Annotated in this window: 22 protein-coding genes; 2 read left to right on the forward strand and 20 right to left on the reverse strand. The window is 64.7% G+C overall.

Annotation, left to right across the window (positions count from 1 at the left end):
- Nucleotides 1–168 precede the first annotated feature (168 nt).
- The 4 genes from QZ471_RS05925 to QZ471_RS05940 all read right to left on the reverse strand — a co-directional run bounded on the left by QZ471_RS05925 (nt 169) and on the right by QZ471_RS05940 (nt 3,127).
- Nucleotides 169–729, reverse strand: coding sequence for a DUF1285 domain-containing protein (locus tag QZ471_RS05925; protein ID WP_295461734.1), 561 nt, complete (start codon nt 727–729; stop codon nt 169–171).
- Nucleotides 730–750: 21 nt separating this feature from the next.
- The gene (locus QZ471_RS05930) at nt 751–1,365 is read right to left on the reverse strand and encodes a DUF4823 domain-containing protein (RefSeq protein ID WP_295461736.1); all 615 of its coding nucleotides are present in this window, start codon (nt 1,363–1,365) and stop codon (nt 751–753) included.
- Between the two features lie 87 nt (nt 1,366–1,452).
- Nucleotides 1,453–2,421 (reverse strand): radical SAM protein, encoded by a 969-nt coding sequence (locus QZ471_RS05935; protein WP_295461738.1) that lies wholly within the window; start codon nt 2,419–2,421, stop codon nt 1,453–1,455.
- 64 nt (nt 2,422–2,485) lie between these two features.
- Complete coding sequence (locus QZ471_RS05940) at nt 2,486–3,127, reverse strand: TetR/AcrR family transcriptional regulator (RefSeq protein WP_295461740.1); 642 nt, start codon at nt 3,125–3,127, stop codon at nt 2,486–2,488.
- A gap of 169 nt (nt 3,128–3,296) precedes the next feature.
- On the opposite strand from QZ471_RS05940, the gene QZ471_RS05945 reads away from it, so the two are divergent.
- Complete coding sequence (locus QZ471_RS05945; RefSeq protein WP_295461742.1) at nt 3,297–4,427, forward strand: aminotransferase class V-fold PLP-dependent enzyme; 1,131 nt, start codon at nt 3,297–3,299, stop codon at nt 4,425–4,427.
- 218 nt (nt 4,428–4,645) lie between these two features.
- Here QZ471_RS05945 and QZ471_RS05950 read toward each other — a convergent pair whose 3' ends face one another.
- The 13 genes from QZ471_RS05950 to QZ471_RS06010 form a co-directional block, all read right to left on the reverse strand.
- On the reverse strand, nt 4,646–5,428 hold the full coding sequence (locus QZ471_RS05950) for a TatD family hydrolase (protein ID WP_295461744.1): 783 nt from the start codon (nt 5,426–5,428) through the stop codon (nt 4,646–4,648).
- 56 nt (nt 5,429–5,484) lie between these two features.
- Entirely contained in the window at nt 5,485–5,841 is a 357-nt protein-coding gene (locus QZ471_RS05955) for a PilZ domain-containing protein (protein WP_059226680.1), read from the reverse strand.
- A 39-nt stretch (nt 5,842–5,880) separates the two neighbouring features.
- Nucleotides 5,881–6,864, reverse strand: coding sequence for a DNA polymerase III subunit delta' (locus tag QZ471_RS05960; RefSeq protein ID WP_295461747.1), 984 nt, complete (start codon nt 6,862–6,864; stop codon nt 5,881–5,883).
- Nucleotides 6,857–7,495: a dTMP kinase gene (gene tmk / locus QZ471_RS05965; RefSeq protein ID WP_295461749.1), complete on the reverse strand. Its 639-nt coding sequence runs from the start codon at nt 7,493–7,495 to the stop codon at nt 6,857–6,859. Before tmk ends, QZ471_RS05960 begins: the two co-directional genes overlap by 8 nt.
- On the reverse strand, nt 7,492–8,550 hold the full coding sequence (gene mltG, locus QZ471_RS05970) for an endolytic transglycosylase MltG (protein WP_295461750.1): 1,059 nt from the start codon (nt 8,548–8,550) through the stop codon (nt 7,492–7,494). The genes tmk and mltG overlap by 4 nt, the downstream gene beginning before the upstream one ends.
- Before the next feature lie 3 nt (nt 8,551–8,553).
- Nucleotides 8,554–9,366 carry an aminodeoxychorismate lyase gene (gene pabC, locus QZ471_RS05975; RefSeq protein WP_295462180.1) on the reverse strand — a complete coding sequence of 271 codons (813 nt, stop codon included), beginning with the start codon at nt 9,364–9,366 and terminating at the stop codon, nt 8,554–8,556.
- On the reverse strand, nt 9,366–10,610 hold the full coding sequence (gene fabF / locus QZ471_RS05980) for a beta-ketoacyl-ACP synthase II (RefSeq protein ID WP_295461752.1): 1,245 nt from the start codon (nt 10,608–10,610) through the stop codon (nt 9,366–9,368). The genes pabC and fabF overlap by 1 nt, the downstream gene beginning before the upstream one ends.
- Before the next feature lie 137 nt (nt 10,611–10,747).
- A complete protein-coding gene (gene acpP / locus QZ471_RS05985; RefSeq protein ID WP_007160597.1) occupies nt 10,748–10,984 on the reverse strand; it encodes an acyl carrier protein in 237 nt (78 codons plus the stop codon).
- A gap of 166 nt (nt 10,985–11,150) precedes the next feature.
- Entirely contained in the window at nt 11,151–11,894 is a 744-nt protein-coding gene (gene fabG / locus QZ471_RS05990) for a 3-oxoacyl-ACP reductase FabG (RefSeq protein ID WP_295461758.1), read from the reverse strand.
- Between the two features lie 16 nt (nt 11,895–11,910).
- Entirely contained in the window at nt 11,911–12,846 is a 936-nt protein-coding gene (fabD, locus tag QZ471_RS05995; protein ID WP_295461760.1) for an ACP S-malonyltransferase, read from the reverse strand.
- 82 nt (nt 12,847–12,928) lie between these two features.
- A complete protein-coding gene (gene plsX, locus QZ471_RS06000) occupies nt 12,929–13,918 on the reverse strand; it encodes a phosphate acyltransferase PlsX (protein ID WP_363286812.1) in 990 nt (329 codons plus the stop codon).
- Between the two features lie 6 nt (nt 13,919–13,924).
- Nucleotides 13,925–14,107, reverse strand: a complete 183-nt coding sequence (gene rpmF / locus QZ471_RS06005; protein WP_007160601.1) for a 50S ribosomal protein L32 — start codon at nt 14,105–14,107, stop codon at nt 13,925–13,927.
- A gap of 10 nt (nt 14,108–14,117) precedes the next feature.
- Entirely contained in the window at nt 14,118–14,645 is a 528-nt protein-coding gene (locus QZ471_RS06010; protein WP_295461767.1) for a YceD family protein, read from the reverse strand.
- Nucleotides 14,646–14,744: 99 nt separating this feature from the next.
- On the opposite strand from QZ471_RS06010, the gene QZ471_RS06015 reads away from it, so the two are divergent.
- Nucleotides 14,745–15,323 carry a Maf family nucleotide pyrophosphatase gene (locus QZ471_RS06015; RefSeq protein WP_295461769.1) on the forward strand — a complete coding sequence of 193 codons (579 nt, stop codon included), beginning with the start codon at nt 14,745–14,747 and terminating at the stop codon, nt 15,321–15,323.
- An 18-nt stretch (nt 15,324–15,341) separates the two neighbouring features.
- Here QZ471_RS06015 and sppA read toward each other — a convergent pair whose 3' ends face one another.
- The 3 genes from sppA to rluC are packed head-to-tail and all read right to left on the reverse strand — an operon-like array spanning nt 15,342 to nt 17,959.
- Nucleotides 15,342–16,334 carry a signal peptide peptidase SppA gene (gene sppA / locus QZ471_RS06020; protein WP_295461771.1) on the reverse strand — a complete coding sequence of 331 codons (993 nt, stop codon included), beginning with the start codon at nt 16,332–16,334 and terminating at the stop codon, nt 15,342–15,344.
- On the reverse strand, nt 16,327–17,013 hold the full coding sequence (locus tag QZ471_RS06025) for an HAD-IA family hydrolase (RefSeq protein WP_295461773.1): 687 nt from the start codon (nt 17,011–17,013) through the stop codon (nt 16,327–16,329). The genes sppA and QZ471_RS06025 overlap by 8 nt, the downstream gene beginning before the upstream one ends.
- Complete coding sequence (gene rluC, locus QZ471_RS06030; RefSeq protein ID WP_295461776.1) at nt 17,006–17,959, reverse strand: 23S rRNA pseudouridine(955/2504/2580) synthase RluC; 954 nt, start codon at nt 17,957–17,959, stop codon at nt 17,006–17,008. Before rluC ends, QZ471_RS06025 begins: the two co-directional genes overlap by 8 nt.
- Between the last annotated feature and the right edge of the window lie 551 nt (nt 17,960–18,510).

Genomic DNA, 18,510 nt, shown 5'->3' on the forward strand with positions numbered 1-18,510 from the left:
CAAAGGCTGCTGCGCGTCGGTCAAACGGCGTTGAAAATGGCTTCGGAATGCTCATTTACTACTTGTAAACTCCGCTTCCTCAGCCATTTTCGCCTTGTTTGCCTCTAGCTCGCGAGCCTTTGAACAGGCTCTAAGCGATAAAAGAAGGGGTCCCTCGGGACCCTTTCTTCATTCGGCGGGAGCGACGGGGAAGAACGTCCCACGACTCCAGAGGCCGAGCCACGTCCGCCCCTCGTAAAAGCCCTGCTCGACCCTGTCCATCAACCGGTAGAAGACCGCTCGATTGAGCCGAGCGTCCAGCCCGCCGCGCACCCGCAGATAGGGCACTGGCTGCTCATCGTGGGTTTCGAAGCGCAGCGGATGCTCGGCGCCAGCGCCAACCCGGTCGCCGACGTTAGTGAGGAAATCCAGAATCTGCTCGGTACCGCTGCCACTCCATTCGACATCCACGGCAAGGAATGGCACGTCTTCCACCTGGATGCCCACGCACTCCACGGGGGTCACCAGCACGAAGCGCTCGGGATCGCGCCGCAGGATGGTGGAGAACAGCCGCACCATAGCCGGCCGGGTGATGGGCGTGCCCTGGTGATACCAGGTGCCGTCGCGGGCGATGCGCATGTCGATGTCACCGCAGAACGGCGGATGCCAGCGTTCCACGGGCGGCAGGCGCCCCTCTTCGCTGGCCGGCAACTGCGCCAGCAGATTCCGTGTCACGTCGACCTGGCTCACGCCCTTCTCCTCTGTGGATCTTTATCTAGGCCCCAATCCCAACAGGCGTTGGGCGTACTCGTTCAATGCCGGCCCGAGCAGGTCTTCAGGGCGCTCGTCATAGAACGTCAAGAAGCCGCCACGGCTGCGGATACTGGCCGTGTCCACCAGGCGGAAGGTCGCGACCTCCACCAGCATCATCTGCACCGAACTGCGATCACGACCTACCCTGCCGATGTCATCCTGATCCTCAAGTTCCTCCCAGGTACCGATGCGGTCGTCCGCACCGGCGAAACGGGTGTAGAGCAGGTAGTGGGCGCCCAGTTGCCGCGCCTTGGCCATGGCATCGTCGAAGCCCTCCGGCTTGTCCGCCCGCCTCACTCGCGGAAAGTACTCCACGAAGCCCTTGAAGGCCTCTTCCGCCACCACGTTCGGACGGGCATAGGGATGTCCGATGGGGACGAAGGCACCTTGGGCTATGTAAATGTAGGAGTCGGCCTGCAGCCGAAAGTTGTTCAGCCGCTGGGTCTTGCTGTGGTCGAGCAGCCCGGCATCGCGCAGGTGATACTCGACGCCCGACGCCATGTCGCTGACGTTCATGCAGCCGCCCAGGCAGGCCAGCAAGGTGGAGATGACCAGCACACGCAGATTAATCATGGAAACAAAGCCCCTGTCCGGCGCCAAGATGCCGTCGATACAGGGGCCTTAGCAGCTTTCGCGCCAGCCCGAGATGCGGCCGATGAATCAGCCGCCTATGATCTTCATCACCGTGACCCCGCCGGAGAACGCCAGGTCCTGCTTGTCGCCAAGCGCCTTGACCAGCAGTCGCTGCAACGCCGGCAGGGCCAGGTGGCGCGGCTTGTCCAGCAGGTCGCCGACATAGTGGCGATTGCTCGACGACAGGCAGCCGTGCAGCCAGCCGGTGGACGACAGCCGCAGCCGCGAGCAGGTACGGCAGAAGGGCACGCTCTCGTTGGCGATGATGCCGAAGTGGCCACCGCCTTCGACCCGGTAGCGCAGGGCGGTGGAATCCACCGGCGCATCGGCCTGCACATAGGCATGGCGCGAGCCGATGATCTCCAGCAACTCGGCCAGGGGCACCAGTTGGTTGTTGAAGGTCTTGGGATCCTTGGCCAGATGTCCCATGCGCATCAGCTCAATGAACCTGAGTTCGAAGCCACGCTCCAGGCAGTACTCCAGCAAGGGCAGGACCTGATCGAGATTCTGCCCACGCAGCGGCACCATATTGAGCTTGATCTTGAGACCGGCGGCGTGGGCCGCTTCGAGGCCGGCCAGCACCGTCGCCAGATCGCCACCGCGCGCCAGGCGCGGAAAGGCCTCGGCGTCGAGGGTGTCCAAGGACACGTTCAGCCGACGGATGCCATGGTCGATGAGGAAATCCAGCTTGCGCGGCAACAACTGACCGTTGGTGGTCAGGCTGATGTCCTTGAGGCCGAGTTGGGACACGCGGGCGAGAAACGGCTCCAGCCGCGGAGTCACCAGGGGCTCGCCGCCGGTAATGCGCAGGCGCTCGATGCCCGCGGCATCGATGAGGTATTCCACGCCCCGGGCCATGGTTTCGGCGCTGAGTTCGTCCTGCGCAGCCACGAGTCGCTTGCCGTTGGGCACGCAATAAGTACAGGCATAGTTGCAGGCCGCCGTGAGGCTGATCCGCAAGTTGCGAAACGCCCTACCCTGGCGGTCGACGATCATCGTTGGGGACTCCACTGCTACGAGAGAAAAGGGATGGCACGGCATCCCTTGCCTCTATCGGACCCTAGGATCGCACAGGCGTTTCGACGTCTCGCTTGCGGCGGTTGCCCATGCGCACGCCGATGTCCATGAGGAACTGGAAGAAACCTTCCTGATCCTCCAGCACGTCGCGCCAGAACGGCGAATGGTAAAGGGCCACGGCGCCGTGCACCAGCGCCCAGGCGGCGCAGTAGTGGAAATAGGGGGGCACGTCTTCCAGCTTGCCTTCGTCGATCCGCCCTTCGATCAGGCTGGTCAGCCGCTGGAAGTTGGAGGTCCGGATGCTGTGCAGTTGCTCGACCAGTTCGGGCACCTGGCGCGTCTTGACCACCTTCTCCTCGAGCCGGTCGAACAGCCGATAGCGCTGCGGATCGCTCATGCGGAACTCGAAATAGGCGCGGGAGAGCGCTTCGCGATCTCGGGCGACGTTGTCCGACTGGAACAACTCTGCCAAGTCCCTTTCGTAATCCAGCATCAGCCGCAGATAGATCTCGGCCTTGGAATTGAAGTGCTTGTAGATGGTGCCTTTGCCGATGCCGACGGCCTCGGCGATCATCTCGACGGTGACGCTGTCTTCTCCTTCGGTAAGGAAGAGTTGCAGCGCGGTATCGAGAATTTCCTGCTCACGGCGACGGAACTCGCGGACCTTGCGGGATTCTTTCTGCATAGCAGCCCACTTGTTGTTTTCAAAGGGATAGGGCCTCGAACCACCGGCTACCCCTCGGCTTACCGGCACTTCGTCACACCTTGGGCGGGCTCAACCGATGGGATCGGTGAACAGCGCCGGCGTGCCCCTTATTATGCCCCATCACACCCAGATTGTACGGATCGAGTCAATGTCTTCCTGGAAGCACGAGTTCCCCCAGGCGTATGCCATGCGCTACCTCAATCATGCGGCCGTGGCGCCCTGGCCCAAACGCGCGGCCCAGGCCGTCACCGAGTTCGCTGCCGAAAACTGCCAGTACGGCGCGCGCAACTATCCGACCTGGCTGGGCCTGGAGCAGCGCCTGCGCGAGCGCCTGACACGCCTGCTCAATGCCCCGGCGAGCAGCGACATCGCCCTGGTCAAGAATACCTCCGAAGCGCTCTCCTTCGTCGCCTTCGGCCTGGACTGGCAGAGCGGCGACCAGGTGGTGATCAGCGACGAGGAGTTCCCGTCCAACCGGATCGTCTGGGAAGCCCTGGCGCGCTTCGGCGTCGAGGTGGTGGAAGTGGCCCTGGGTGAGACGCCCGAGGCCAATCTGCTGGCCGCCTGCGGTCCGCGGACGCGACTGATGGCTATCAGCGCCGTGCAGTACGCCAGTGGCCTGCGGCTCGACCTGCCCACCCTGGGCCAGGGCTGCGAGACCAAGGGCGTGCTGCTGTGCGTCGACGCCATCCAGCAGCTGGGGGCCCTGCCCTTCGACGTCCAGGCCTGCAACTGCGCCTTCGCCATGGCCGATGGCCACAAATGGATGCTCGGCCCCGAAGGCCTGGGGGTCTTCTACTGCCGCGCCGACCTGCGCGAGCAACTGAAGCTACACGAATACGGCTGGCACATGCTGGATAACGCCGGTGACTACAGCCAGCGCGACTGGCAACCGGCGAAGACGGCCATGCGCTTCGAATGCGGCAGCCCCAACATGCTCGGCGCGGTGGCGCTGGAGGCCAGCCTGTCGCTGCTGGAAGACGCCGGCATGACCCAGGTGGGCGAGGAACTGCTGGCACGGGTCGAATTGCTGGACAGCGACATCCGCAAACTGCCCGGCGCGGTGCTGCACTCCCCGGTGAAGGGCGCACGACGCTCCGGCATCCTCACCTTCTCCCTCGAAGGCTGGGACAACCGCCAACTGTTCGAGCGGCTGAAGACCGCCGATGTCATCTGTGCCCAGCGCGGACCGGGCATCCGCCTGTCGCCGCATTTCTACACCAGCGAGCACGTGCTGGAGCAGACGCTGGACCTGATCCGCGCCCTGGCCCGCTTCTGAACGGGCCGAAAGGTCCGGGATAGCCAGTGTCGCAGCAGCGCTATTCCAAAACTGTTTAAAAAATGTCCAATCAGAACTGGACCTTTGCCCAGGCTGACCAATACTCAGGTGACTGGTCGCGCCGACCCCCGCGGCGCGAGCCAGGGAGGCGGTCCTCCTCAGGCGAACCGCTGGTCCGGCCCGGGTATCCCCCTGGATACCCGGGCCATTTTTTCAGATCAGCAGACTGCGCGCGGAAACAGCCGGTGGAAGTTGGCGGTGGTCTGCTCGGCGAGGGTCTCGAGGGTGACGCCGCGGACGTCGGCGAGGCACTCGGCCACCTCCACCACGAATTGCGGCAGGTTGGCCTTGCCCCTATGCGGCACGGGCGCCAGGTAAGGCGAATCCGTTTCCACCAGCAGGCGATCGGCCGGCACCTGGCGCGCCACCTCGCGCAAGTCGGCGGCATTGCGGAAGGTCAGGATGCCCGAGAAGGAGATGTAGAAGCCCAGGTCCAGCGCCGCCTTGGCCGTTGCCCAGTCCTCGGTGAAGCAGTGCAGCACCCCAGCCCCAGGCAGCTCGGCGTCGGCCAGCATCGCCAGGGTATCGGCGCGCGCCTCGCGGGTGTGGATTACCAGGGGCAGCCCCGTGCGCCGGGCCGCCTCCAGATGCAGGGCGAAGGAGCGCTGCTGGATCTCGGCGGTATCCGGTTGGTAGTGGTAGTCGAGTCCGGTCTCGCCGATGGCGGCGACGCGCGGATGAGCCAGGCGCTCCAGCAGCCAGTCGAGATCGATGGGGCTGCCTTGGGCGGCATCCAGCGGGTGGATACCTACCGCGCAATAGACATCGGCATATCGCTCGGCCAGGGCCTGCACCGTGGGTGCATTGTTGGCATCGACGCCAATGCAGAGGAACTGGCTGACGCCACGGGCGCGCGCAGCGTCCAGCGCTGCGTCCAGGGAGCCATCGTGAAGGGAAAGATCGAGTCGATCCAGGTGACAGTGGGAGTCGACGAAATGCACGGGAAACTAGCCTTGAATCGCGGAGAACGCCCCGTCCCGAACGGGACGGCGGCCGATCACATGGTATGGGTGGGACGGTCCGACTTCAGGGAGCCGGCCAGATAGGTTTCGATCTTGTTGCGTGCCGTGTTGTCGCCATCGTTGAACTGGACGCCGACACCGGCTGCCCGATTGCCTTGGGCACCCTTGGGCGTGATCCACACCACCTTGCCGGCGACCGGGATCTTGTCCGGTTCGTCCATCAGGTTCAGCAGCATGAAGACCTCGTCGCCCAGCTTGTAGGTCTTGCCGGTCGGGATGAACAGGCCACCGTTGCGGATGAAGGGCATGTAGGCGGCGTAGAGCACCGACTTGTCCTTGATGGTGAGCGACAGGATGCCATTACGCGGACTCAGGTTCTGCGGCAAACTCATGAAGTTCTCTCGAGACGGGCGATACGGGCGAGCGGATCGCTAGCGGCCAGGCACCAGGCCGGCCCAGCGGATCAACAGCGACTCCAGCAACAATACGCGGTTGAGGTTGGCTTTGCCCAGCACCTTCTGCCGCTCGGCGTGCAGCCACTCCTGTACGGCCAGGACCTCGGTCGCTGTGGTTTTCTCCGCCAGATAGCCCAGCACCTTGGCCATGTCCGGCGCCGCTTCCGTATCCGCCCCACCCCATAGCTGGCGCAGCACGCCATGGGTCCATTCGCAGAACCAGTCCAGCAGCAGCGGCAGGGGCACGGCATTCCAGCTCTCGGCCAACTGGCTGGGCGCAGCCTGGCGCTTGAGCAGCCGCTTGACCCCGTCCACCACCAGGGCGCGGCGGGCGAGCACCTCTTCGCCATGCAGACGGAGCGCCGCCAATGGCGAACCGCCGGCCAGCACGAGCAGTTGCGTGCGCACCTCCTCATCGAGCTCCGGCAGGCGTTCGCCCAGCCAGGCGAGACTCGCCGCCCGCGTCGGGACGGGGCAGGCCTGCTGCACGCAGCGGCTGCGCACGGTGGGCAGCAGCCGGCTTGGCTGATGACTGACCAGCAACAGCACAGTGGCGCCCGAGGGCTCCTCCAGACTCTTGAGCAGGGCATTGGCGGCGTTGAGATTCATCGCCTCGACCGGCTCGAGCAGGATCAGCTTGCGCCCGCCGAGTTGCGCGGTCTGGGTGACGAAGTCCACCAGACCGCGAATCTGGTCGACCCGAATCGGCTTCTCGGCCTCTTCCGGCTGGATCACGCAGTAATCCGGATGGGTACCGGCCTTGAGCAGGGCGCAGGCCTTGCATTGACCACAGGGCGCTGCGCCCTGGGGCGACTGACACAGCAGCAGCTGGGCCAGGCGTTCGGCCAGGTCGCGCTTGCCGATGCCACGCGGACCGTGCAGCAGATAGGCATGGGGGTGCTGGCGCCGGGGCCAGATCCGCGCCCAGAGCTCTGCCTGCCAGGGATAGACGTCAGCCACCGAGCGTCGGCTCCAGGTGCGCCACCAGTGTCCGCAGATCGGCCTGCACCTCGGCCAGGGAGCGCGAGGCATCGATGATGCGATAGCGCTCCGGCACCGCCTGGGCGCGCTCCAGATAGGTCTGGCGCACGGCCTCGAAGAAGGCCCGCTGCTCCTGCTCGAAGCGGTCCAGGGCGCCGCGACGGGCCGCCCGGGCCAGACCGATCTCCACCGGCAGATCGAATACCAGGGTCAGGTCGGGTTGCAGATCGCCGAGCACGAAGGCTTCCAGGGTGGCGATACGCGCCGTGGGCACGCCACGACCACCGCCCTGATAGGCATAGGTCGCATCGACGAAGCGGTCGCAGAGCACCAGGGCACCGCGCGCCAATGCAGGACGAACGACCTGGGCCAGGTGCTGGGCGCGTGCGGCGAACATCAGCAGCAGCTCGGTATCCACCGCCATGGGCTCGGCAGCTGGGGCCAGCAGGATCTCGCGGATGCGCTCGGCCAGGGGCGTACCGCCCGGCTCGCGGGTCAGGACCACCTCGCGCCCGGCAGCGCCCAGCAACTCGGCCAGATAGTCGCGGTTGGTACTCTTGCCGGCGCCCTCAGGGCCTTCGAGGGTGATGAACAGGCCGTTTCCCGTCATGGCGTTTCCTTGGTTTCAGACGTCTGGGGCGCGGGACTGGAGCGGTAATCGGCGCGCCGCTTGAGCTGGAATTCGCGCACCGCCTGGTTGTGCTCGTCGAGTGACTTGGAAAAGACGTGGCTGCCGTCACCTCGAGCGACGAAGTAGAGGCTGTCGCCGTCCTTGGGATGGAGGGCGGCATGGATGGCCTCGCGTCCGGGCATGGCGATGGGCGTGGGCGGTAACCCCGCATTCAGATAGGTGTTGTAGGGCGACGGCTCGCGCAGATCAGCGCGGGTGATGCGCCCACTGTAGCGCTCGCCCATGCCATAGATCACCGTGGGATCGGTCTGCAGTAGCATCCCGGCCGCCAGGCGGCGTACGAAGACGCCGGCGATCTCGTCGCGCTCTTCGGGTACGCCGGTCTCCTTCTCCACCAGCGAGGCCATGATCAGGGCCTGGTAGGCGTCCTGGTAGGGAACCGCGGGATCACGCTCCTGCCATTCCTTATCCAGTACAGCCTGCAGGCGCTGGTTGGCCTGGCGCAGCAGGTCCGATTCGCGCTGACCCTTCACGTAGCGGTAGGTGTCGGGGAAGAAGCGTCCCTCGGGGTGCTGCCCATCCAGGCCCAGGCGCTTCATCAGGGCGGCATCGTCCAGGCCGGCGGTGTCATGCTCCAGCTTGGGCTGCCGCGCCAGGGCGGCACGGACCTGGCGGAAATTCCAGCCTTCCACCAGGGTGACGCCGTACTGCACGACCTCGCCCTTGCGCCACAGGGCCAAGAGATCCTGCACCGTCATGCCGGGCGTCAGGCGATATTCACCGCTGTGCAGCGTCTGATCGGCGAGGTTGAAGTTCCAGTATTGGCGTAACCAGAAGGCGCCCTTCAGCACCCCCTCCTGTTCGAGGCGCAGCAGACTACCGCCCGGAGTGGCACCCTTGCCGATCTCGAACAATTGCTCGCCTTCGACCTTCAGCGGCTGGACCAGCGCCTGGTGTTGGCGCCAGCCGGCGAGGATCACCAGCAGGCCGCCGACTGCCAGCAGCGCCGTCAGCAGAGCTCTCGCCTTGCGCATCGGCTATTCCAGAATCTCGTTTATCGAACCTTGCAGTTTACGGGTCAGCGGCCCCACCGACCAGTTCGCGGCTGCGTACCGGCGCACGGGCCAGATACCGAACTGGCTGTTGCAGAGGAAAACCTCGTCGGCCTGCAGCAGATCGTCCAACGAAAGTGGCAGGACTTCGGCCTCGAAACCTTCCCGAGCGGCGACGTCCAGGATCAGACCGCGCATCACCCCAGCCACGCCACAGCGGTCGAGCGCCGGAGTCAGCAGCCGACCGGCGTGGACCAGGAACAGGTTGCTGAACACCCCTTCGATGGGTCGGCCTTCCTGGTCCAGCATCAGCCCCTCAGCGTATTCGGTACCGCTCCACTCGGCGCGGGCCAGTACCTGTTCGAGCCGATTGAGATGCTTGAGCCCGGCCAGCAGCGGCTGGCAGGCCAGGCGCGTCGCACAGGGATAGAGGGTGATGCCTTGGTCCGCATGGACCGCGGGATAGGCCGGCGCAGGCGAGCCCAGCAACAGCCGGCGCACCTCGGGCTCGGCCGGCGGGGCGTAACCACGCAAGCCATCGCCGCGGGTGAGCAGCAACTTGGCGACGCCCTCTCCCAGCAGCGCCGCGTAGGCGCGGATCTCGGCGTCCAGCTGGGCGATGTCACAGGGAATACGCAGCCGCTGGCAACCCGTGGCCAGCCGCTGCAGATGCCGCTCCAGCAACCGGGGCTGGCCCCGGCGCACGGCGATGGTCTCGAACAACCCATCGCCATAGGCCAGACCCCGGTCGCGCTGCAGGCCGGCGCCCAGCGGTTGGCCGTTGAGCCAGTCCTGGATCAAGCGTGGAAGCGCCGGAACACCAGACTGCCGTTGGTGCCACCAAAGCCGAACGAATTGGACAGGGCCACTTCGATGGGCCGCTGCCGCGCCTCGTGGGGTACGAAGTCCAAATCGCAGCCGTCGCTGGGGTTGTCCAGGTTGATGGTGGGCGGTGCCACCTGGTCGCGCAGGGCGAGCACGGTGAAGATGGCTTCCACCGCGCCCGCGGCACCCAACAGGTGACCGGTCATGGACTTGGTGGAGCTCACGCTCAGGCGCTTGGCCTGGTCACCGAACACCTGCTTGAGCGCAGCCACTTCGGCCAGGTCACCGGCCGGCGTGGAGGTGCCGTGGGCATTGACGTAGTCGACCGCTTCCGGGGCAATGCCGGCGTCCTTGAGCGTCGCCTTCATGCAACGCGCGGCGCCGGAGCCGTCTTCCGGCGGTGCGGTCATGTGGAAGGCATCCGCGCTCATGCCGAAGCCGATCAGCTCGGCATAGATGCGGGCACCCCGCGCCTTGGCGTGCTCGTATTCTTCCAGCACCAGGGCACCGGCGCCGTCCGACAGCACGAAGCCGTCACGGTCGCGATCCCAGGGACGGCTGGCGCGGGTCGGATCGTCGTTGCGGGTCGACAGGGCACGGGCGGCACCGAAGCCACCCAGACCCAGGCCGGAAGTCGCCATCTCGGAACCGCCGGCCACCATCACATCGGCCTCACCGTAGGCGATGTTGCGCGCGGCCATGCCGATGCAGTGCGTCGCCGTGGTACAGGCGGTGGCGATGGCATAGTTGGGGCCCTGCAGACCCAGGTGGATCGACAGGAAACCGGACACCATGTTGATGATGGAGCCCGGTACGAAAAAGGGGGAAATGCGGCGTGGACCCTGTTCGAGCAGCGACTGGCAATTCGCCTCGATGTTGGTCAGGCCACCGATGCCCGAACCCATGGCGACACCAATGCGCTCACGGTTGTCATCGTTGACCTCGATGCCGCTGTCACGCATGGCCTGGAAGCTGGCAGCGAGACCGTATTGGATGAACAGATCCAGCTTGCGGGCTTCCTTCGCGGACAGATACTGCTCCACATCGAATCCCTTGACCGATCCGCCGATCCGCGTGCTGAAGGCAGAGACGTCCATATGCTCGATCGGCGCAATGCCACTGCGGCCGGCAAGGATGCCTTCCCAGCTGCTGGCTACGTCCGCGCCAAGCGGCGATACCATGCCCATACCCGTGATCACGACACGTCTACGCGACACACCCAACTCCTCTTGTCCTTCCGGGGCGGCCACCCCTCTTGAAAAAAGCCGATTCCAACGAGCTGAACCCTGGACCTAAAGAAAAGCCGCACGCCCTACAGGACGTGCGGCTTTTTGTGTCCGAAACTGACGGCTACTTATTGCTGGTGAGCAACGATGTAGTCGATAGCTTCCTGGACGGTGGTGATCTTCTCAGCCTGCTCGTCCGGGATTTCGGTCTCGAATTCCTCTTCCAGAGCCATCACCAGTTCGACGGTGTCAAGGGAGTCGGCGCCCAGATCCTCGACGAAGGAAGCGCTGTTGGTAACTTCCTCTTCCTTCACGCCGAGCTGCTCAGCGACGATCTTCTTAACGCGTTCTTCGATGGTGCTCATACCGTGTTCTCACTCCTAAAGGAAAAATCCGCACAACGGATTGCGCGTAAGTGTATAGAAAGGGATTTCCGTATTTCAAGCTGACGCGACATCAAGACGTATGCGCGGCCATTGCTGGTCCGACAGTTTACCAGCTTAGCGCAATAGCCGCGCGGGGTAACGCCGGTCAGCTCATGTACATTCCGCCGTTCACGGGGATCGTGGCGCCGGTCACATAGGCCGCGCCCTCACCCGCCAGGAAGCCCACCACCTTGGCGATTTCGTCGGCCTGCCCGAGGCGACCGGCAGGAATCTGGGTCAGCAGCGCTTCGCGCTGGGCGTCCGGCAGCTCACGGGTCATGTCGGTATCGATGAAACCAGGGGCCACTGCGTTGACGGTGATGTTGCGCGACCCCACTTCGCGGGCCAGGGCCCGGGTGAAGCCCTCGAGACCGGCCTTGGCGGCAGCGTAGTTGGCCTGACCGGCGTTGCCCATGGCACCCACCACCGAGCCGATGCTGACGATCCGACCCCAGCGGCCCTTGGTCATGCCCTTGAGCACGGCCTTGGACAGGCGGAACAGACTGTTGAGGTTGGTATCGATCACGTCGAACCACTCATCGTCCTTCATCCGCAGCATCAGGTTATCGCGGGTGATGCCGGCATTGTTGACCAGGATTGACGGAGCGCCGAATTGCGCCTGGACCTGCTCGAGTGCAGCCGCGACGGAAGCGCTATCGGACACGTTGAGCACCAGGCCAGTGCCTTCGATGCCATTGGCCTTGAGCGACTCGGCGATGCGCTGGGCGCCCGCCTCGCTGGTCGCGGTACCGATCACGGTAGCGCCGAGCCGACCCAATTCCAGGGCGATGGCTTGACCGATACCACGGGTGGCGCCCGTGACCAGGGCGACCTTACCTTGCAGACTCATCTCGTTTTCCTCGGATTCAAAAAGCCGCACGCGCGGCGGCGAAGGCGTCGGGGGTATCCAGGGCCAGCGTTTCCACGCCCTTGACGCATCTCTTGTTCAGACCGGCCAGCACCTTGCCCGGACCGCACTCCACCAGGTGAGTGACACCCTGGGCCGCCAGGTACTGCACGGACTCGACCCAGCGCACCGGGCTGTACAGCTGGGCCAGCAGATCCTGTTGCAGGCTGGCCAGGTCGGTGTTCACCCCGGCATTGACGTTCTGCACCACCGGAATCTCCGGCTGAGTCCAGGTGCAGCCACGCACGTCCTTGGCGAAGCGCTCGGCCGCCGGACGCATCAGTTCGCAGTGGGAGGGCACGCTCACCGGCAGGGCGACGGCGCGCTTGGCACCTAGCGCCTTGCAGGCTTCGATGGCACGCTCCACGGCAGCCGCGGCACCGGCGATCACCACCTGACCCGGGGCATTGAAATTGACGGCACTCACCACTTCGCCCTGAGCGGCTTCGGCGCAGGCCGCCTGGACCTGGGCATCTTCCAAACCGAGGATGGCGGCCATGCCGCCCTGCCCAGCCGGCACGGCCTGCTGCATCAGTTCACCGCGACGCGCCACCAGACGTACCGCTTCAGCGAACGGCAGGCTACCCGCCGCGACCAGCGCGGAGTACTCGCCCAGGCTATGGCCGGCGACGTAGGCGGGCCTGGCGCCCCCTTCGGCCAGCCACAGCCGCCACAGCGCGATGGAGGCGGTCAGGATGGCGGGCTGGGTACGGTCGGTCTGGTTGAGCGACTCCTGCGGGCCCTGCTGGGTCAGCGCCCAGAGATCGTAGCCGAGCACGGCGGAAGCTTCCGCGAAGGTTTCGCCGATCAGCGCATGGTGCGCGGCCAGTTCGCCCAGCATGCCCAGGGCTTGGGAACCCTGGCCGGGAAAGACGAAAGCGAGAGAGGCAGACATAGGCAGTTCTCTTGTAGGTCCATTGCTGGCGAAAGCTCTGTTCCGCCACGGATAGACTGAGATGTCGGTGTCGACCGGTCGGTCACACCGCTTTCAGGGCCGCCAAGTTTAACCGGATACGTTGCGGGAGATCAGTCTCCACATCGCGCCGGGCTCGCTCGATGGCCTGAACGAGACCGACTTCGCTCGCTGCGCCGTGACTCTTCACCACCACGGCGTTCAAGCCGAGGAAGCTCGCCCCATTGCGTAGCTCCGGATCCCAGTGACGAAACCGCCGAGCGAGCCAAGGCTGCAACAGCCGCCGTTCCAGCCAGGACGCTCGTCCGGACCGCTCTACTACCAGCCGCAGCAAAGCCTCGCCGGACTTGAGCACCGCATTGCCGGTGAAGCCGTCGCAGACCACCACGTCAGCGACGGCTTCATAGAGATCGCTGCCCTCGACGAAGCCGATGAAGTCGAAGGCCTGGCTCTGAGCGAGTCGCCGCGCCGCCTCCTGGATCACCGGCGTCCCCTTGCCCGGCTCGCGACCGACATTGAGCAAGGCGACCCGCGGCCTGGCTAGACCGCGCGCCTGAGCCGCGCCGGCACCGAGATAGGCGAACTGCACCAGCTGTTCGGCGGAGGTATCGAGATTCGCGCCCAGATCGAGCAGCAGCGACTGATGCTCCCCCCGGCCGGGCAAGGCCGACATCATGGCGGGCCGGTCGATGTCCGGCAGCGTTCCCAGAATGAGCCGCGCCAGTGCCATCCAGGCACCGGTGTTGCCGGCGCTCAGGCAGCCGTGGGCGCGCCCCTGCTGGACGGCTTCCAGGGCGGCATGCATGGAGGTACGGGTACGGCTGCGCACGACACTAGCTGGCCGCTCATCGGGACCCACGGCGGCGTCGACGTATTCGAACTGTAGGCGAGTGGCGAGGGAAGCGGGCGGTGACCAGGTCGACAGGGCGTCGCGCTGACCACAGAGGAGAAGACGTAGGGCGGGAAAACGCTCGAGAGCGCTTATTGCAGCGGGAACAACGCAGCGGGGACCGAAGTCCCCGCCCATTGCATCGATCGCGATGACGGTTTCGATCGAGGATTACTCGTCGGAACCCTTGTCGATCACTTTGCGACCGCGGTAGAAACCGTCGGGCGACACGTGGTGGCGCAGGTGAACTTCACCGGTGCTCTTTTCCACGGACAGAGCGTTCGCTTCGAGGGCGTCGTGCGAACGACGCATGTCGCGAGCGGAACGGGATTTTTTGTTCTGCTGAACAGCCATGATTTAACTCCTAAACGTTTGGGTCACGCTTCAACTGCGCAAGTACACTGAACGGGTTGGGTCGCTTTTCCTCGTCCGCCGGCTCTTCGGGCGCCTCGAAACCTTCCGGATGCTGGCAAGCCCCTTCTGGATGCACAGGAATGATCGGTAGCGCGAGCAGCAGCTCCTCTTCGACCAGGCTATGCAGATCCAGGGGATCTTCGCCAACCTCCAGGGCATCGTAACCCTGTGGCAAGGCATCGGCCGACTGCCCCTCCCAGAGCACGGCGAAATCGAATTCGCTGTGGATGGGAAGCACTGCCGGCTCCAGACAACGCTGGCATATCATCTCGACCTTGGTATCCAGGACACCATGGATGACGAATTGCCTTTGTTGATCACGCCCGAAGTCGAGGACGACGGCTACCGCGCCTTCGGACTTCACGAGCTGCTCGCCGACACGCCGCATGTTCGCGAGAGGCAGCTCACCCTTAAGGGTTACGCCGCGATCCGCCAATTTGCGAGGATCGACCTGAGGTGGAATTGGCCCATTCAACATAAGCGCGCCATTATAGGGACGGCCTTACGGCTGTCAAAGGAAATTAACCCCGAAGCGACACCGACCGACCTCTGGTCGGCCTCGCCCGAGAACAAACTGATGCCCCGTATTCTACTCGCTTCCAGCTCGCCTTACCGCCGCCAATTGCTGGAAAGGCTCGGCCTGCCCTTCATTCATCGGTCGCCGGACATCGATGAAACCCCTCTCCCCGGCGAGCAGCCGCGGGCGCTGGTGGAGCGCCTGGCGCGAGCCAAGGCCGCAGCCCTCGGCGATCAGCCGGAAGCCACCCTCATCATCGGCTCGGATCAGGCCACCGCCATCGATGGCGAAATCCTGGGCAAACCCCTGAGTCATGAAAGAGCTCATCAACAACTGGCACGAGCCAGTGGGCGCACCCTGGTGTTCCATACCGGGCTGGCCGTACTGGACAGTCGAAGCGGCGAGTGCCGTAGCGAGGTGGTGGATTTCCAGGTGCGCTTTCGTCAGCTGGATGGCGCGACCATCGACCGCTATCTGTTGGCGGAACAACCCTATGACTGCGCCGGCAGCTTCAAGGCCGAGGGCCTGGGCATCGCCTTGTTCGAAGCCATGCAGGGGGACGACCCGACCAGCCTGATCGGCCTCCCTCTCATCCGCCTCGCCGCATTGCTGCGGGAGGCTGGCCTGCAGGTCCCTTGAGACCTGCAGGCTGTCGCCCTAGCGCAGCGCCGGACCCTGCCAGCCCATGTAGAGCGCCAGGCGCTCGGCGACACTGGCGCCCAGGCGCTTGGCGAAACGGTCGAAGGGCGAGTCTTCCTGGGTGTAGTCGACCAGGCGCTCTTCCTTGACCACGTCCCGCGCCACGTAGCTGGCGCTGCCGAGGCCATCGATAAGCCCCAGGGAGAGCGCCTGCTCGCCGGACCAGACCAGCCCGGAGAACAGCTCCGGATGACCCTCGACCTTGAGCCGATCACCACGGCCCTTCTTGACGCTGTCAATGAACTGCTGGTGAGTGGTGTCCAGCACCTGTTGCCAGAAGCGGGTTTCCTCGGGCTTCTGCGGCTGGAAGGGATCGAGGAAGGCCTTGTGTTCGCCAGAGGTGTAGACCCGGCGCTCAACGCCCAGCTTCTCCATGGTGCCGACAAAGCCGAAGGACGCCGCGGTCACGCCGATGGAGCCAACCAAACTGGCCTTGTCGGCATAGATGGCATCGGCCGCACTGGCCACATAGTAGGCCCCCGAAGCGCCCAGGTCGGTGATCACCGCGTACAGCTTGATGTCGGGATGCAGACCACGCAGCCGCTTGATCTCGTCATAGATGTAGCCGGACTGCACCGGACTGCCGCCCGGACTGTTGATGCGCAGCACTACACCACGGGTATTGCTGTCGTCGAAGGCCTTGCGCAACGCCGTCACCACGTTGTCGGCACTGGCCTTTTCGTCGTCGGCGATCACGCCCTTGAGTTCGATGAGCGCGGTGTGGGCACCGGACTCGGTCACCCCGCCCTTCTTGCCCAGCGACAACAGGGGCGTGAACAGCACCAGCATGAGAATCAGGTAGGCGAAGGTCAGCAGCTTGAAGAAGATGCCCCAACGCCGCGCCCGCCGCTGCTCCTGCACGCTGGCGAGCATGGTCTTCTCGATCAGGGACCAGGTCTTGTCGTCGGAGGGACGCACCTGCCCGCGCTCTTCTTTCCATTCATCAGCCATGCCCGACTTCTCTCCTGACCACATCGTTATCACCCAGCCATAGCGCCAGGTCCGCGAAAGCTTCGATCACCAACCGCGGCGCGAAATCCCTCAGCACCTCGGCCGGTTGAGCACCATAGCCGGCGCCAACGGCATCGACCCCAGCGCGCCGGGCCATTTCCAAGTCGAATACCGCATCCCCGACCAGCAGGGCGCGCTCTGGCGCCACGCGGCAATGGGCGAGGATTTCCTGCACCATCTGCGGATCGGGCTTGCCGGCAGCCTCGTCGGCGCAACGGGTGATGTCGAAGAACTCGCTCAGGCCATGCTGCTGCAGCGAACGGGCCAGGCCGCGACGGCTCTTACCCGTCGCCACGGCCAACTGGTAACCCTGGGCGCGAAAGCGCTGCAGTTCGCTGAGCACACCAGGAAACAGCGGCGAGGCCGTCTGCTCGCGGCGAACGAATTCAGCGCTGTAGGCATCGCGGAAGCCCTCGATCTGCGCCTGGGTCACCAGGTGCGGATAGAGGGTCTGGATGGCGGCGACCAGTTCCAGGCCGATGATGCCCTTGATGGCCGCGTCGCTGCGCGGCGGCAACTCCAACTGCTCGGCCGCCACGTGCATCACCTCGACGATGCGGCCGATGGAGTCGGCCAGGGTGCCGTCCCAGTCGAAGATGAGCAGTTGGTAATCAGGCATCCAGACGCTCCAGCGTCTGGCTCCAGGTGCTATCGACCGGCGCCTCCAGGCGCAACTCACCACCTTCGGGCAGGGGAATCACCAGGCTCGCCGAATGCAGGAACAGACGCTTGCCGCCCAGCTCGCGAATCTCCTGGGAGAAGTCTTCGTCGCCGTACTTGGGATCGCCGGCAATGGCATGACCGGCATGGCGGGCGTGGACGCGAATCTGGTGGGTGCGCCCGGTCACCGGACGCGCCTCCACCAGGGTGGCGAACTCGCCGTAGCGGCGCAGCACACGGAATTCGGTGAGCGCCTCCTTACCCTCATCATTGACCTCGACCATGCGCTCGCCGGATCTGAGGGTGTTCTTCAGCAGCGGGGCGTTGATCTTCTTCTTGGCCGCCGGCCAATGGCCGCGCACCAGAGCATGATAGCGCTTGTCGACGCCGTCGCCGCGCAGGGCTTCGTGCAGGAAACGCAGCATGCTGCGCTTCTTGGCGATCATCAGCAGCCCGGAGGTATCCCGATCGAGACGGTGGACCAATTCGATGTCGTGCGCCTCGGGACGCAGTTGGCGGAAGACTTCGATGACCCCACCGGACAGACCGCTGCCACCGTGCACGGCGATGCCCGCCGGCTTGTTGATGACGATGAGGGCCTTGTCCTCGTGGACGATGGAGTCCTCCAGGCGCTCGAGCAGCCCCTTGGCCAGGGGTGCCGGCTCGTCGGGCTCGGACAGCCGCAGCGGCGGCACGCGAATCTGATCACCAGCCTGCAGGCGATAATCGGGCTTGATGCGCCCCTTATTTACCCGTACTTCACCCTTGCGCAGGATGCGATAGATGAGGGTCTTGGGCGCACCCTTGAGTTGGGTACGCAGGAAGTTGTCGATGCGCTGACCGGCATAGTCGGCGGGCACATCGAGCAGTTGAACGCCGGTGCTGGGAGAAGGAGGCTTAGTCATCGGTGGATGATAGCAATTTTCCCTTATTTGAAGCACTTAAAGCTTGCTGCTATAGTCCGGAGGCGGTTATCAGTCCTGTCTGGACGGCACCGCTCGCGAGGCCGTCGATTCCGCCTGCGAAACAGAAGCTGCAAATGCAATAGTCACTGGACGTCTGGCCGTCCAGCGGACCGCCGATTCTACCCAAGGGGGTGAGTGGCGATCCGCGATCCGCCTGGTAACCAAGGCAGCGGCACCCAGGGTGCCAGCTGTAAAACGACAACCGCTCCGGACCTTGCGGGCGGCACCTGATTACTGAAGATTGTGTGCAGGATGGAGATGCACAACCAGCGTATCGCGTAGCCTGACAGTACGCCTGCAGCCCGCTTCGCGCCCAGCTTCGGCCAAGGTGACGATCGCAGGTGGAAGCCTCGAGGCCAACGGCCGATGCTCCAACCGAGCGACACCTGACACGAATCCAGCGACGACCCGGCTGCCCGAGCCTTTCGGCTGTCACGCCCGCACCATGCCTGGTTGATTCCTCCTCCTGTGGAGCTGCAAAGGCAGTCGCT

The sequence above is a fragment of the uncultured Pseudomonas sp. genome, assembly GCF_913774235.1.
Taxonomy (GTDB): domain Bacteria; phylum Pseudomonadota; class Gammaproteobacteria; order Pseudomonadales; family Pseudomonadaceae; genus Chryseomonas.